This is a genomic window from Mesorhizobium shonense (assembly GCF_040545255.1).
In the GTDB taxonomy this organism is placed as follows: domain Bacteria; phylum Pseudomonadota; class Alphaproteobacteria; order Rhizobiales; family Rhizobiaceae; genus Mesorhizobium; species Mesorhizobium shonense.
Genome location: NZ_JBEPLM010000009.1, coordinates 61,012 through 75,408 on the forward strand (window position 1 = coordinate 61,012; position 14,397 = coordinate 75,408).

The following is a 14,397-nucleotide window of genomic DNA, read 5'->3' on the forward strand; positions in this document are numbered from 1 at the left end:
TGGTTCTGAACCCGCTGCATGGGCAGGCATGAGGAAACCTGGTACGGATAATCGGCCCGGCCGGCCACATAAGGTCTTGAATTTTGTTGGACGGGCCCCAGCCGTTCCCAACCGTATCCACTCCCATGTTCCAGCTGGCATTCAACGATGTTGCTGTCGTAGGCCTTGCAAGAATTCAATCGGAGATAGGTGTACGGTGCCGCTGGCACCGGTCGCATATGTTGCACTCTACCCGCACACGCCGTCAAAGCCAGTGCTACTCCGATTCCGCCAATAAATGTCAATTTAGTAATCAATGAAATATCACTCCCTATTCAGCTAATTGATATCCTGCACGGCTCAACGCCCCAAGAAATAGACTTCTGGCGACATCACAATATGGTGAGTCAGCTTGAGCAAGATGCAATTGTGTAAGAACAAGTCCTAGCGCGGTCACATCGCCGACGAGCTGCCCGAGATCATCGCTGAAGCCTCGCCGCAGCATCTCACGATCGCCGTGCCCCTTTAAAACCATGGCATAGTCGTTACGCTCGACGCTGTGCCAGATTTCGATCACGCCCGTGCGGCCATTTCCATCCTCGGCATCGCATAACAACAGGAGCGCATAGCCGCCGTCCTCGATCCCACTTTCCTGTATCCACGTACCGCCGTGAAACTGCGTCAGCACCACATTGGACGAGAAGATCATCAGCCCCTCATTTTTCAGGAGCCGCCGCTGTCCCAGGCGAACGAAACTGTCCATTGCAGCTAGCCGAATGAGCTCGCTCGGGAGGCTGTCACTGCAATGCTCGCACACAGCCTTCAGCCCATCATCCTGCATCGAGAAAGCGCTGTGATAGCGATTTGCCACAAAACGTTCGACATTCTCTGTCCGCCCTCCTAGCCTCTCGATCAGACCGAAGGCCTCCAACTGCTCCCACGGCTTTTGGAAGACATCGCTGTCCAGGTCGAAATCAGCGGCATTGGTCAAACCGGTTGGACCGACGATGATCCCGGCTGAACGCGTCTGCGCTCCACAACCGGCGCAATCGACCGAGACCGGGACTACGTACCACTCGTTCGTCAGTAATGACCGTTCATGCTTTGCCACAGATCCGTCCCCGCTGAGCTGATCGCTCGCCTTAGGCCCGCTGTCCTCTCGCTCCGGATAAACGCTCAGCGCGCCTCTCGTCATTCCGCCTGACGAGTGGAACCGACACGTCAACAGCCGTTCACGCATGACAACAACCGGCGGAAATCCCCTTGCTGACATTCAACCAAGCACTTGCCGCCTCCAGAATCTCTGGCACAACGCCCTGAGCGCTGATCTGCCAGATTGCCCCGGGCCATCTTCGGCTTCATATCCTTGTGAATGTCTGTCGTCCCGCGCTATCAAAACCGCTTGGCCAAAAAATATCACTGCAGTGTAAGTTTCTACTGGCGTATAATCCAAAACTCAAGCGGCAAACTTTTCAAAATCAGCGATAAGCCGGTTTGGCGAAGCAGTTTGGCTGCGAACACGTTCTATCTATCCAAGGCTGGTTGCTTTCCTATGCGCGCTGGTCGTCACAATTGTGCTGGAGCCGCGGTTCCTGACATAGTCCTCTATCAGCCTCTGGACGCATATCGTGATGGGAAGCCTGTTATCGATGGGTCCGCTTCGTGGCGGTTCTGGCCTATGAGGCAATCCCTACTTTCCCGCCCGATGTTGAGGCCCAATGAGAGGGGATCGGCTGCTGCGACACGAAGCGTGGTCGCTGTCGGCATAACTCGTACTATCTAGATCGGCCTCGCAAAAAAAGTCGCCCGCGATTACGCGGCGACTTGACCGTTTAGATGTTGGATGGCGCTTCCGAGCGTCGCCATGACTAATGCCTTGCAGGATTGATCGGCTAAGCTCTCACAATCTATCTGAAACAATTATCCAAATAGGCTGTTCTGCGCCTGAAGCCGGCTCAATTCCTGTGCTGCCTGTTGTTCCTCCCGTAATTGCTCTTGCTGGCGCGCTGCAATCAAATCGTCATTTTGCTTCCGACGCTGTTCCATCTCCTTCGTCCGTTGTTCTGGCGTGCGTTCATCCTTCAAATAGGCAAAGGGCAATGCCACGAGAAAAGTGAAAGGCGCGATCGTTGCAACTCTGAACCATAAATGGTCATGATAGAAGCCTGAAGACCACGCCCACATAGCTTGAGTCCATGCTTCCGGCAGGAACATGTAGGCGAGGGTCAGACCAATCCAATAGGCGAGAAATGCTCCGAGCCAAAGGCAGAGCACACAGCCGATCAGCGCCCAGGCAACCTTGAGGCTTATCCAGGCGATCCGGAACGGCAAAATCAGAAGACGGATCGCCTCATTTAAGGTGGGCATTTCGCTGTTCTCCTTCGTTTTTTGAGAGCACTCAGCCCAAAATATCACGATGGTAGAAGTTCCGACACTTGCACTGCAGTATAATTTCGTGCACTTTTCGCCGCAGTCGACACCTGACGATTGGGATCATGGGCTACACTCTCGGGCGGCCAGGCCGCCTCTGTTATCTGGCGCTTGTCAGCGGCTTCGCAATCCCGCCAGCCATCGCGCAGGACGATGCCGTCTCCAAATTCGTCTCCTACTATCAGAACGCCTATGCGCAAGGCCGGGATCTCATCCCTGGGCCACAAGTCGCACTGAACACGTCGTCCATCGCCACAAAGCTCAAGCTGGAAACAGTCAAACCCCTGAGCGCTCTCACCGGCAACGCGTTTCTCGATTCCAATAGTGCGGTCATCAAATTGGCGGGCGCTCAGGGCTGCCTTTCAACCGAGCTGGTCCAATTCATGGGCAATCGAGTGTCATGTGTGACTGTCTCTCTGGCAGGGCTCGCCTCCAGCCTTGATCAGGCCAAGGCCGACGCAGGCGATGCGTTTCCGTGTCATTTCGTGGGGCAAAATCCGGGAAGTCCGACCGTCCGCTTTGCCGAGTGCTTTTTCACCCAGGATGATACCGTTCGCTCTCTTTCGGAGGTCCTTATCAAGAAAGGGATTGCTTTTGCCGCACGCGATCGCAGCGGAAAACCCATTTTCCCTGAGTATGCGAGAGCCGAAGACGAGGCACGTCAGGCGAAAGCCGGGATTTGGGACAACGCTTATTTTAGGCACCCTTATGGGGAACGTTATCGAAGAAATTCCTCAACGAATTGATGCGGACAAAACTATATATGTTTATTGCCACTGTAGCGTTTTCCGGATTTTATGGTGCCATGTACCTCATGCCGGAGGTGATCGCTGAGAGATCAGCGAAAGCCCCGCTCAATGTGCCTCCTGTGGTTCAGGTACAGGCGGCACCAAAACAGACGCCACCGGCCTCGACGCAAAGTGGAACTCGTCAGCAGGCAGATTTTACTCCATTCCCGGCCACCGCTCAGTTCGAATCTGGCGACACGTGGATCTCCAACGGTCGCCGATATCGCCTATACGGACTGCAAACCTGTCTCCGCGGAACCAATGTCACCCTATCCGCTGGCGTCGTACGGGATTGCGGGGAACTCAATCTGATTATGGCCCAGGCTCTCATTCGCGATACCAAGCCGGTCTGCACCACTGTCAAGGATCTCGACGAGAACAACGCCGTCGTCGTCTGCCAGACTACGACCGGCGAGATAGCATACGACCTGGCCACCTATATGATTGCCCAAGGATGGGGTTTCGCCGCCGTCGACGGAGCGGGCCAGCTGATCGTTCCTGGCTATCGCGTGGCGGAAGAAACCGCACGAGCGGCGCGCACGGGTCTTTGGGCATATTCCGACATGCCGCATCCCATCTCAGTTCTGATGCAGCAACAGCAGGCGCAGCAGGGACAATGATACGCCCATCAGTCATACCTCTCGCCGTCCTTGCTGGCGTCCCAAATCTTTCATGGGCGCAGAGCCGACCGGCTGATGTTCCACGTCAAATCTACGGCAAAGTGCAAGTGATCGACGGTACGACACTTGACTTCAAGGACCGTAGTCAGATTGTCCGGCTTGCCGGGTATGAGGCACCTCGTCTCGAACAGACTGCAGTCAGTGATGGCGTCGAATGGCCAGCAGGGCAGGTTGCCAAGGCATGGATGATCCTCCGCACCCTTAAACGGGACGTCAACTGTGCGCCGGTCGCCCGGGACGCCAACAAAAATCTCATCGCTCATTGCTTCGTTGGCGAAACCAATTTGGCAGCAACGGCAATCGCTGAAGGCATTGGTTACGCCTTCAATTACAAGAACGAGCCACAGGTCCCAGCCTATTTCGACATTGAGAGGAAAGCTCGAGGCCTAGGCTTCGGTGTTTGGTCTTCGCAGGATCTCCTTCCGCCGTGGCTCTTTGTTGCGGTAACTGCGCAGGAAAAAAAGCCGGGAGGACAGGCACCTGACATTTTCGAACCCGGCCTCCCCTTACCGCCGCCGGTCGCTCCTGACGCCCGCGACCCGTCTAAAAAATCTAACGGAGGCTAAACATGAACCGTTGTCTCGCCTATGCTCTTGCCGCCGAAGCTCTATTCCACTTTGTCACTCCGGTCCCTGCTATGTCGCAGACTGCAACGCAGGACGGCGCCACGCAAAAGCAGATTGAAGAACGTGATCCCAACTACTGCGGTGCCGCTGGAGCAGGTTGCGACCCCCAGGAGGTTCAGCAATGGAAAGCGATTGGCAACAAGCTTGCCGATCTGTCGTCAGCTGACCTCAGCCAATATGCCTATGGATGCGTCAAGCATCCCGACTGGAAAAAGGATTGCGAAAAAAATCCCGTCATCATTCTGAAGCGGCTTGGCATTGAAGGATACTGAGGAAGCATCATGACCAATCCTTACGCTTCAGCAGGTATCGCCGCTGCCATCGCAACTCTTGTCGGTTTCGGAGCTGGCTACCAGGTCAATAGGATATCCACGAGCACAAAGGTCACCGAGCTCGAAGCGAAGATCACCGAACTTGAGACGAAAGCGGCTGAGGCGGAGAAACTTGAGGTTCCCACGGACGATGAGGCCACAGCGGCGCTTCAAAAAACGACGTTCAAAGGGAGTTCAATGCGGATTTCCGGATGCCAGAAGCATCCCATAATTCCTGGCGTGGTTTGTAACGGAACAGTCTCGGATCCCTCTGGCTGGTCCATGCCTAAGTCACTTCCATTCGCAAAGATTAATGGCACATGGGCGTACGCGAACTAATAGCCTTCAATTTTCAAGGAGAGAGGAAATGCAATGCTGTGGCTTGTTTTCCGCTGCGTTGATCGCAATCGGCACAATTTGGGCACCAGAGGCAGCTGAGGCGCAGGACGCCTCGTGGGGCTGCCAGGTTCTTTTGTGCGCTGCATCGCAAAACCCATCTTGGCACGCTGTATCCTATTGCGTTCCGCCGATGACAAAGCTGATTTCCGAAATGGCTAAACCCGGCTTCAACTGGCCTATCTGCAAGGAAGGCAAGGCGGGCAAGCCTGGCTTTGAGCGATACGAAAACTGCCCGGAGGGATTCACGCCGGCCAGCGACAATAACGATCGTCGCGGCGGCTTCAACGGTGTGGCCAACCGGTGCGAAAAGGTGGTCAATGTTTGCCGCAACCCACAAGGGCTGCAAACAGGGCTGAACTATCGGGACATGCAGTATCGACAGGTCGGCGGCGGAGATCATGGCAACACCTGCACTCAGGTCGTTTCCATTGCCCGTCCGATGCGCAAAAATCCATATTTTTTCGATATTTCCGGCGATCAGGGCGCGAAACAGCGCGTCTGGTTCAATCTCGACCGTTGATTTTTAACGAAGCCTGCCCGGGAAAATCCCCGGGCAGTGCTCGTTCATGCGCATTCGGGAAGACGACGTTCAGTCATCTTTTTTTTTGATCTTCGACGCCCACTCTCTTCTAGCAGAGGCCGCCGGAGGTCGTCTTCGGTGACATTAAACAGATCGGAGGTCGTGACGCGAAATTGCCTTGTCATCTTGTCGAGCATCGTCAACTTGACGTCCCGCTTTCCGCGGATCACCTGTGACATATACCCTTCCGTGACGCCAAGCATCGCTGCGAGATCCTTGTTCTTCAGGCCCCGCTCTGCCTTGATCCTTTCAAGGCCAATTACGAGTCGTTCCTGGTGCGTCAGTTCTGTCAAGTCTTTGATTGTTGTTTCGTCGCCCTTGTTCTTACCGGTAAACCGAGGCATGTACTGTCTTATTTCACCTTCTCGCGGGTTGTTTTGTTTGGCCCGTACGAATGATTTCGCACAGCTGTCTCTGTCTCCAATTTTGGAGGAATCATCAGTCCTGTCGTGGCATGCCTCGCCGCCACTTTGTTGTTACCCCACATGCAATTTGAAATTGCCCGACGCTTCCCGTCAGGCGCTTGTCCCAGTTCTGAACGGCTCGTTCCCCGCGAGCTGCTGTTTAAGTCCCTGCTCATATCATAGACTCCGAATGCCACGGACTTCAAGAGAGGGATCGCCTAGCTGATTGAAGTGGCTCAGCTTTTCGCAATGCCGATAAATATCGTCTAACTTATTAGGACTGTTGAATATTCTGGGAAAAGATGGATAGAGAGGTTGAATCTTTGACGTTTGCCATCAGACGCTGGATCAACCGGGTCGAGGACGCCGTCAGATTTCGAGTTCTGAGGGTGGAAGCAGCGGCGCCGGGCCAGCCGCGCACTCGGGACGATAGGCCACCGCCGACGAGGCACCGTTGCGAGAGCGGCTGCGAAGTCCACGTCCCAAAGAAGCCGCTTCCTGGCATCCAAGACAGCTCTCGTGGTCCCTACGTCGATCACCGTTGCTCCCGGCTGATCCAGTCTCTCTTGATCATTCAGGCCTGGCCCGCTGGTCGCCGCGATATCTGCCTGGGGGGACTCAACCAGGTGGACGCAATCACCGCCAAAGTCCTGCGGGCGGTGCTTCAATCTTTCATCACGCTGTTCGACCGCGGTGACATCAAGGATTGATCCAATCTATGGATGATGACAGTCGACATGATACACAAGACCGTCAAGACGGTGATGCTGTTTGAAATGCCAAGCAGGTGAGTGTGTTGAGGACCGCGCCGGCGTTCTGCATTAGCAAGGCCTCAAGGATCTCTTCCCTCGGCACGCACGTCCGATCCGACGGCTTAAAGGATCAGCTCAGCGATCCACGTGCAGTTTGAGAAGATGGATTGCCTGCGGGCTGGCGAACGCTTCCGTGCCGGCGACGCCATGGGGATCGCCTGACCCGGTGCCGGCTTGCGAGCCATGTCGACTTGCCGAATGGCGCTGTGGGGTTCGGCCGAATCCTACTATGCGACATGGTGTTGGGTTGTTACCTCACTCCGGCTGCCTCTCGCCTTCTTAGCTCAGCGCATCGTGAGGAATACAGCGAAAGTCTCGCCCGCCTTGCCGTGCTGCACTCCGACAGGCCAAACTTCGACAACGCCCGCTTATGCCACCGCCTTCGCCACCATGTCCGGATGCTGGCCGATCACTCGCACATAGGCGATGGCGAAATCAGGTGCGGTCGCCCGCGCCTGCTCCCAATCGCGCAGCGTACCGACCGGAACCCGGAAGCGGTTGGCGAACTCGGATTGCGACAGGCCAAGCCCGGTCCGCGTCGTGCGGATCAAGCGGGCACGCTGACCACGATCCAGCGCTTCGGCCGTCACATTGAAATCTTCGGCGTCGCCGAGGTCAGCAGGTAGCGTGATATGCTCTTTCTTCATCCTTGTTGCTCCTTCTCACCGAAATGAAGCGGGGCAGTTCGCCCCGCCAGACAAAAACGCCAGTGAACAACTTTGCCTCAACGATCCCGACCGCTCCTCGCCATCGGTCTCGCGGATGGAGGGGATAATCAGGTGATTGTCGTCCTCGAAAATCCGGTCGCCAAAAGCCAGCGGCAACTTGTGCTTCTCGCGGTTGGCCGCATCCTTGGCGGGGTCGAACCTGTCTTGCTTCATATCGTACAACTATACGGGGTTTCCGTATAGATCGCAAATCTCTCCGCCCGATATCTTCCCACTCGACAGCCCGAATACGGTCCGTCACACTGATGCCGGACGCGCGGCAAGCCAGCGCAGCGCCGCCCTCAGTCAGGCCACGTTGACCTCGACGGCGAATTGGCTACCATTCGAATCGGGCCGTGCAGCCCGCCGCTCGCTCCCTCGGGGGAATGGTGAATGCACAATCTTCATGGTTTGACCCTTGTGGGCGGCCGTCAGCAACGCGAGCACTGACATCGATCACGCCCTGGAAAGGGAAAGAACCATGGGCATTCTCGCTCGCTCAAAATCCATGGCCAACGCCTTGCGCAAAGCTCTGGCCGAACAGCATATCGAACTGCCGCATAGTGCCTGTCTTGAAATTGTCGCCCGCCAGTTCGGATTCTCCGGGTGGAACATTCTGAAGGCGGCAAGCGAGAACGAGACGTCGCTGAGCTTCACGCTCTTTGTCGAACATGGCCGGCAGCAGGAAGCGTTTCTGTTTTATCAAGCCGCATTCGGAGCGGTTCGAACGAAAGCTCATTACCTGCAAGAGAATGAGCTCATGACTGTGGAACTGGAACTTGGCGGTCGGCAGGTCGCCGTTTGCGGCTCGAATCCACGTCGCGAAGCCGAGCCGCAGCGTGGGGGCCCCTTTTTTCTGAAAGAGAAAGGCGCCGGGAGCACGGTTTTCCGTTTGGTCGTGAACGACGCGGCCGCTGTCTTAAAGGCAGCAGTCGCCGCTGGGGCCGCAGTCCGCGACAAGGTTGAGTTTGCCGATGATGGGTGGCGTGTCGCCACGATCTTCGATCCGTTTGGCCACATATGGGCCTTGCAGGAAAAGAAAGTAGCAACGACGCGACAAGTCGCATAGGTGACGCAGTCTTCACCTGGCGCGCCGGCTCTCGGCGCGCTGAAGACTTGTTACCACGATGTGAGCCCAAGCGACACTGCAGCGCACGCGGCGAGGAAAGGCCATTCGGATAATCGTCGGCCTTGGCCATTTCCCTGCCATGTAGCAGGTGCGGCGAGAAACCCCTTTCTGATTTGTCTCCGGCATCTCCGTCCTCACCGCCATTTATCTGGAGCGGCCGAATCTGGGCACCAGCGTGGGGTCTGAACCGCTTCCCTCCACAGCCAGAGGCTCTCATGAGCAGAGTGGCGCCTCAGCTCTCTCCTCTAAACTGCGTCGCGACCGCAACGAATAGGTCGTCTTCAGAACCTGGCATCCTCGACGGGAAAAGCCTTCCACGCCGAAGGTGACTGACCGTCAGTCATCTTGACTGACCGCTGGTCATTGGCTTATGCAGTGAAGATGAGCGACGTATTCAAGTTTGTGGTTGGCGGTCTCCGCCTGCCCAGTGGTCCGCCGGTCGCGGAGCCTGTCTGCGCCCATCGACGCGTGCGACTGGGAGAGAGGGAATTGCTGAAGAAGGCAAGTGAGCAATGAGTTCTGTTCAGATTGAAAAAATCCCGCATTCAGCAGGTCGTCAGGTGTCGGAGAAACCGCGGCTTCCGGGATTGGCGCCACTTGCACGGCTGCTAAGGCCGGTTCGCCTTCACCTTGCCATCTGCGCTGTATTATCAGCGGTCGCGGCCGGCGCCGGGCTGGTGCCGTATATCGCTGTAGCGCAATTGGCTCGCGCGGTTCTTCCGTCGAACAGCCCCGCGTCGGTTGCAAGCATCGCATGGACCTGGGTGGGAATCGGCGCTGCAGGCGCAGCACTGCGCCTGGTGCTTGTTTTTCTGTCCTCGCGTATCGGGCACTACGCAGACGCCGAAGTGCTGCATCACATCCGCAGCAGGCTCATCCGACATCTCGGTCAACTGCCGCTTGGCTGGTTTCGCGCTCAAGGATCGGGCGCCATCAAAAAGGCGATGACGGATGATCTTGAAGAGATGCATCAGCTTATCGCCCATGCGCTCGGAGAAATGATCGGCGCGTCGGTCGCGATCATCGCAGGTCTTGCGTATCTGGCCTTTGTTGACTGGCGAATGACGGTCGTTACGGCCGGAGTGCTAGCCTTGATGGTCGTCTTCTACCGCACCGCAATGCGATCGATGACCCACCACATACTCCGCCTGATCGCCGCGGAAGAGAAAATCAACGCGGCCAGCGTCGAATATGCCGACGGGATCAGCGTCGTGAAGACGTTCGGCACCAGCGGCAAGGTACTCGATCGATTTGCCGACGCGGTCCTCGAATACAAGCTCGCAATGCGCGATTGGGTGTTGGAGACGCGCTTCAGCTCTGCCGCTTCGCGGCTCCTCGCATCGGAAATGACGATCCTCGGCGCGGTAATGATGGTTGGCCTTCCCTTGATTGCCGCTGGCCAGCTGAACGCGAGCTCGCTTCTTCCATTCCTGATCGTCGGCATTGGTCTGCCGACGTCAATCACCCCTGCGGTCCAAGGTTCGCAAGGGCTGCGCAAGGGTCGCGTCTCCGCCGCTCATATCGAGAGCCTGCTGTCACGTGAGCCATTGCCGGAAGCTCTCGAACCGCTCCGGCCGGATGGCTACCGCATCGAGTTTGACGACGTTCGTTTCTCGTACGATGGGGAAACCGACGCAATCGCGGGGTTTTCGGCCGTTTGCGAGTCCGGCACGGTCACGGCGATCGTCGGTCCTTCCGGTGCCGGCAAGACGACGATCGCGAGCCTGCTGCCCCGCTTCTACGATGTGACCAGCGGAGCAATCCGGATCGGCGGCGTCGACCTGCGCTCGATCGATGCGGCGACGTTGCTGTCTTTGATGTCGCTGGTGTTCCAGGACGTCGTGCTCTTGCGCGACACCGTCACCGAAAACATCCGGATCGGTCGCCCGAGCGCTACTGATGACGAAGTCCGAGCGGCCGCCCGGTCGGCGCAGATAGAAGACGTTATCGAGCGATTGCCGCAGGGCTTCGACACGCTGCTGGGAGCGGAAGGCGCGGGCCTTTCCGGAGGTGAGCGGCAGCGCCTGACCATTGCGCGTGCCATTCTCTCCCGCGCTCCGATCGTCGTGCTCGATGAGGCGACGGCCTCCCTCGACCCGGACAGTGAGGTCGCGGTCCAGGAAGCGTTGGCCGACCTGACGCGCGGAAAGACCGTAATCGTCATCGCGCATCGGCTTCATACGATCATCGGCGCCGACCAGATCCTGGTCCTCGACCACGGCCGAGTGATCGAGCGCGGAACGCACGGAGCGCTTCTTGCCAAAGGCGGGCTTTACGCGCGCCTGTGGGCGGCCCAGAACTCGGGGGCGCAACAATGATCGGCAATCTCTACAGGCTTTGGCCGCATCCGAGGTTGCTGATCCGTCTCGTCGCGCTGACAAGCATTCAGGCCGTCTTGCAGGGACTTTTGTTGGGATGCCTTGTCCCAATACTGCGTGCCTTGCTCCAGCCGATGCCCGATTTTGCGCAAGTCACGCCTTGGCTGATCGCAGGCGCCGTCGGTCTTGCCGTCTACTGGGTCCTGAACGTCATCGCGACACCGGTCGGCTTTGCGGCCAGCATGGAACTCGCCGCGCAGCTCCGGCACCACCTCATGAGGCACGTCGCCACGTTGCCCCTGGGATGGTTTACGGGGGATCGCAAGGGACGGCTCGCACGCGCCATCACCGCCGATTGCGGTCACGCCGCCACCATGACGGTGACGATCGGCGCACCTGCAATCACCTGCACGCTGGTACCGGCGACCATTTTTGCCGTCACGCTGTTTGTCGACTGGCGAATGGCGCTGCTGTTCGCGCTTATCGCGCCCCTTTCGTTTTTTGCGCTTCGGCGTTCGAGCCGCATCGCTGCGGCAGCCGAGATCGAACTCGAGGCGGCGGCTACGGAGATTGCGGGGCGAGCGATCGAGTTGGGGCAGGCGCAGCCTGTCCTGCGCGCGGCGCGACAGAGCGCGGGAAGCGCCCGTATGCGTGCTGCCCTAGACGAGCATCGCGCGACCTACCGTCGAGGCCTTGGGCGCTCATTGGTTCCGGACCTCGCGTTTACAGGCGTCGTCATGGCCGGCTTTGTCGCGGTGCTGTGCCTCGGCGCCAAGCTGTTGCTCGACGGAGAAGTCCCCGTTGCGGAGAACGTCGCTCTTCTCGTGCTGGCGGTCCGGTTCCTCGAGCCCTTGGGCACGTTGAGCGAACTCGTCGGCGCACTGCGCGCCATGGACAATGCCGTCGCGCGTCTGCGGTCGATTCTTTCGACGCCTCCATTGCCGCAGGCAGAAGACGCAACACGCCAGATCGCGACCGCCGAGATTGAATTCGCCGATGTAAACTTCGCCTATTCCGAGACGCCGGCTCTACGCGCGGTCTCTTTCCGCTGCGAACCTGGAACAATGACTGCGCTCGTCGGTCCGTCGGGATCGGGCAAAACGACGGTCATTCGTCTGATCGCGCGCTTCTTCGACGTCGCTGATGGTGCTGTCCGTGTCGGAGGCATCGACGTCAGAGCGATCGACCAGGCCGCCTTGATGGACGACGTTGCGATCATCTTTCAGGATGTCTACCTCTTCGACGACACGATCGAGCAGAACCTTCGCCTGGCAAAACCGGATGCGACCGAAGATGAGCTTGCGGCGGCCGCCCAGGATGCGCGACTCGACGAGGTCATCCGCCGGCTTCCGGCCGGATGGGCGACCCGTGTCGGCGAAGGCGGAGCGCAGCTCTCCGGGGGCGAAAGGCAGCGGGTTTCGATCGCGCGTGCCTTCCTGAAGCGCGCCCGCATCGTGCTGATCGACGAAGCGAGTTCCTCTCTTGATCCGGAAAACGAAGCCGCGGTCAGCCAGGCCATCGCCCAGCTTGCATCGGATCCCAGGCGCACAGTGGTCGTGATCGCGCATCGTCCCGCGACCTTGGATCGTGCCGATCAGGCAATCGCGTTGCGCGATGGCGCGGTGGCCGAGATCGGTTCACCCGAACAGCTTCGACGGAGCGGTGGCGCCTTTGCCATGCTCTACCGGCAGTACGAGCAGGCCCGCGGCTGGCGCATTGGTTCTAACCGACCTGCGGCCGCGTCTTTCAATCCACTCAAACCCGAGGCCGATCAACCATGAGGGCAAGCATAATCAGGGGGAAAGGCCGTGGCGATGCGATCAAGCGCTCGCGCAGTACTCGGTTTGGTGACGGAGTGATGAATGTTCCGACCCTGACCGGTAACGTCGGCGCACAGAACCGCATCGGCGCGGATCGCTATTGCCTTGCAGGCGGCGAGCTCTATGCCAGTCCGATCCATCAACATGTTGGCGCGCGGCTTCTAGACCTTCAAAACCGCTTCGCTCTGAAGTGTTATGGGATCGTCAATAGCCGCGCCGGATGGCAGCGAGAAAAAGCGGACGTCTGCGCTTTCGCTCATAATCTCCCCGACGAGCGGTTTGAAGCTTACGGGGTCTGCTATGGCCCCGGCCCCAAGACCGTCCGGCCCGGGGCGGCGTCCAAGTTCTGAGGTGAGGAATGGAAGGCCTTCCCTCAGAATCTCGACCGCCCGCATCGTGGTCTCTTCTTCGCTCTCCGAGACTGATCTATGCCATCCTGGGACTGGCGCTGACGGCGTCTCTGCTGCTCGGCGTCTGCCTTGGGCAGTACTCGGTGGCGCCGGCAAAGGTATGGAGCATCCTAGCAAGCCCGATCGGGCTATCCATCTGCGACTGGACGATCATGGACGAGCGGGTCGTCACGCTCTTGCGAGGGCCGCGGGTGCTCCTGACGGCGATATCAGGCGCAGGCCTGGCGGTGTGCGGGGCGGCGCTGCAGGGGATCTTCCGTAATCCGCTTGCCTCGCCTGAGCTGCTTGGAGTTTCCTCCGGGGCAGGTTTTGGCGGCGCGATCGCGATATTGCTTGGAGCCTCCGGCTTCGTTCTGATCGCAGCGGCCTTCGCAGCAGGGATGCTGGCCCTGATCATCGTCGGTGGGATAGCGCGCGTCGGCGGACGATCCGACATCACGACCACGATTCTCGCAGGCGTCATTGTCGGGGCGCTCTTCACCGCGCTTGTCACTGCCGTGCAGCTTTTTGCCGATCCCCAGAATTCATTGCCTGCGATCGTCTTCTGGCTGATGGGGAGCTTTGCGACCTCATCATGGGATCGGGTGCTCATCGCCGCTCCGGCAATTGTCGCTGGTGCGCTTGTGCTTTTGGCGATGCGATTTCGCCTCAATGTCCTCTCATTAGGAGAGGAAGAAGCTCAGTCACTCGGCGTCCCGGTCGAGCGCGATCGGTGGTTGGTCTGCGCTGCCGCATCGCTGATTATCGGCGCTGCCGTCGCTGTCGCCGGCATTGTGGGCTGGGTCGGAATTGTGGTCCCCCATGCGGCACGCCTGTTGGTGGGGCATGACCACCGCAATGTTGTGCCAACGTCCTGCCTGCTCGGAGCCATCTACCTCAGCTTGATGGATACGTTGGCTCGCAGCCTGACCAATGCGGAGCTGCCATTGGGGGTGCTTACCGCGGTGATCGGCGCACCCATTGTCGCGCTGCTTCTCAGGCGCATGATCCGCGGCGGAGAGTAG

General features: G+C 58.5%; 17 protein-coding genes. 12 read left to right on the forward strand and 5 right to left on the reverse strand.

The genetic code is table 11. From position 1 onward, the window contains the following. Window positions 1-310: 310 nt before the first annotated feature. Window positions 311-1,090 carry a hypothetical protein gene (locus ABID26_RS22245; RefSeq protein ID WP_354416407.1) on the reverse strand — a complete coding sequence of 260 codons (780 nt, stop codon included), beginning with the start codon at window positions 1,088-1,090 and terminating at the stop codon, window positions 311-313. 809 nt (window positions 1,091-1,899) lie between these two features. Beyond that, on the reverse strand, window positions 1,900-2,346 hold the full coding sequence (locus tag ABID26_RS22250) for a hypothetical protein (protein WP_354416409.1): 447 nt from the start codon (window positions 2,344-2,346) through the stop codon (window positions 1,900-1,902). Between the two features lie 128 nt (window positions 2,347-2,474). Between ABID26_RS22250 and ABID26_RS22255 the strand changes: the two genes are divergently transcribed. The 6 genes from ABID26_RS22255 (at window position 2,475) to ABID26_RS22280 (ending at window position 5,733) form a co-directional block, all read left to right on the forward strand. Beyond that, entirely contained in the window at window positions 2,475-3,155 is a 681-nt protein-coding gene (locus ABID26_RS22255; protein WP_354416411.1) for a thermonuclease family protein, read from the forward strand. A 17-nt stretch (window positions 3,156-3,172) separates the two neighbouring features. After that, window positions 3,173-3,817: a thermonuclease family protein gene (locus ABID26_RS22260; protein WP_354416413.1), complete on the forward strand. Its 645-nt coding sequence runs from the start codon at window positions 3,173-3,175 to the stop codon at window positions 3,815-3,817. A 107-nt stretch (window positions 3,818-3,924) separates the two neighbouring features. Then, window positions 3,925-4,443 carry a thermonuclease family protein gene (locus ABID26_RS22265; protein ID WP_354416415.1) on the forward strand — a complete coding sequence of 173 codons (519 nt, stop codon included), beginning with the start codon at window positions 3,925-3,927 and terminating at the stop codon, window positions 4,441-4,443. Window positions 4,444-4,445: 2 nt separating this feature from the next. Beyond that, window positions 4,446-4,775: a hypothetical protein gene (locus tag ABID26_RS22270; RefSeq protein ID WP_354416417.1), complete on the forward strand. Its 330-nt coding sequence runs from the start codon at window positions 4,446-4,448 to the stop codon at window positions 4,773-4,775. Between the two features lie 9 nt (window positions 4,776-4,784). Beyond that, window positions 4,785-5,153, forward strand: a complete 369-nt coding sequence (locus ABID26_RS22275) for a hypothetical protein (RefSeq protein WP_354416418.1) — start codon at window positions 4,785-4,787, stop codon at window positions 5,151-5,153. Between the two features lie 190 nt (window positions 5,154-5,343). Next, window positions 5,344-5,733, forward strand: a complete 390-nt coding sequence (locus ABID26_RS22280) for a hypothetical protein (protein ID WP_354416420.1) — start codon at window positions 5,344-5,346, stop codon at window positions 5,731-5,733. Between the two features lie 44 nt (window positions 5,734-5,777). On the opposite strand, the gene ABID26_RS22285 is transcribed toward ABID26_RS22280, so the two are convergent. After that, window positions 5,778-6,137: a helix-turn-helix domain-containing protein gene (locus tag ABID26_RS22285; RefSeq protein WP_354416422.1), complete on the reverse strand. Its 360-nt coding sequence runs from the start codon at window positions 6,135-6,137 to the stop codon at window positions 5,778-5,780. 626 nt (window positions 6,138-6,763) lie between these two features. Between ABID26_RS22285 and ABID26_RS22290 the strand changes: the two genes are divergently transcribed. After that, window positions 6,764-6,907, forward strand: a complete 144-nt coding sequence (locus ABID26_RS22290) for a hypothetical protein (RefSeq protein ID WP_354416424.1) — start codon at window positions 6,764-6,766, stop codon at window positions 6,905-6,907. A gap of 470 nt (window positions 6,908-7,377) precedes the next feature. Here ABID26_RS22290 and ABID26_RS22295 read toward each other — a convergent pair whose 3' ends face one another. Then, window positions 7,378-7,656 carry a helix-turn-helix domain-containing protein gene (locus tag ABID26_RS22295; RefSeq protein WP_348525747.1) on the reverse strand — a complete coding sequence of 93 codons (279 nt, stop codon included), beginning with the start codon at window positions 7,654-7,656 and terminating at the stop codon, window positions 7,378-7,380. Between the two features lie 15 nt (window positions 7,657-7,671). Continuing rightward, window positions 7,672-7,899: a BrnT family toxin gene (locus ABID26_RS22300; RefSeq protein WP_354416426.1), complete on the reverse strand. Its 228-nt coding sequence runs from the start codon at window positions 7,897-7,899 to the stop codon at window positions 7,672-7,674. Between the two features lie 298 nt (window positions 7,900-8,197). Between ABID26_RS22300 and ABID26_RS22305 the strand changes: the two genes are divergently transcribed. The 5 genes from ABID26_RS22305 to ABID26_RS22325 all read left to right on the forward strand — a co-directional run bounded on the left by ABID26_RS22305 (window position 8,198) and on the right by ABID26_RS22325 (window position 14,397). Beyond that, window positions 8,198-8,785, forward strand: a complete 588-nt coding sequence (locus tag ABID26_RS22305) for a glyoxalase superfamily protein (protein WP_354416428.1) — start codon at window positions 8,198-8,200, stop codon at window positions 8,783-8,785. Window positions 8,786-9,357: 572 nt separating this feature from the next. Continuing rightward, window positions 9,358-11,163 (forward strand): ABC transporter ATP-binding protein, encoded by a 1,806-nt coding sequence (locus ABID26_RS22310; protein WP_354416430.1) that lies wholly within the window; start codon window positions 9,358-9,360, stop codon window positions 11,161-11,163. Beyond that, complete coding sequence (locus ABID26_RS22315; RefSeq protein ID WP_354416431.1) at window positions 11,160-12,944, forward strand: ABC transporter ATP-binding protein; 1,785 nt, start codon at window positions 11,160-11,162, stop codon at window positions 12,942-12,944. The genes ABID26_RS22310 and ABID26_RS22315 overlap by 4 nt, the downstream gene beginning before the upstream one ends. 77 nt (window positions 12,945-13,021) lie before the next feature. Next, complete coding sequence (locus ABID26_RS22320) at window positions 13,022-13,333, forward strand: hypothetical protein (RefSeq protein WP_354416433.1); 312 nt, start codon at window positions 13,022-13,024, stop codon at window positions 13,331-13,333. An 8-nt stretch (window positions 13,334-13,341) separates the two neighbouring features. Then, entirely contained in the window at window positions 13,342-14,397 is a 1,056-nt protein-coding gene (locus ABID26_RS22325) for a FecCD family ABC transporter permease (protein ID WP_354416435.1), read from the forward strand.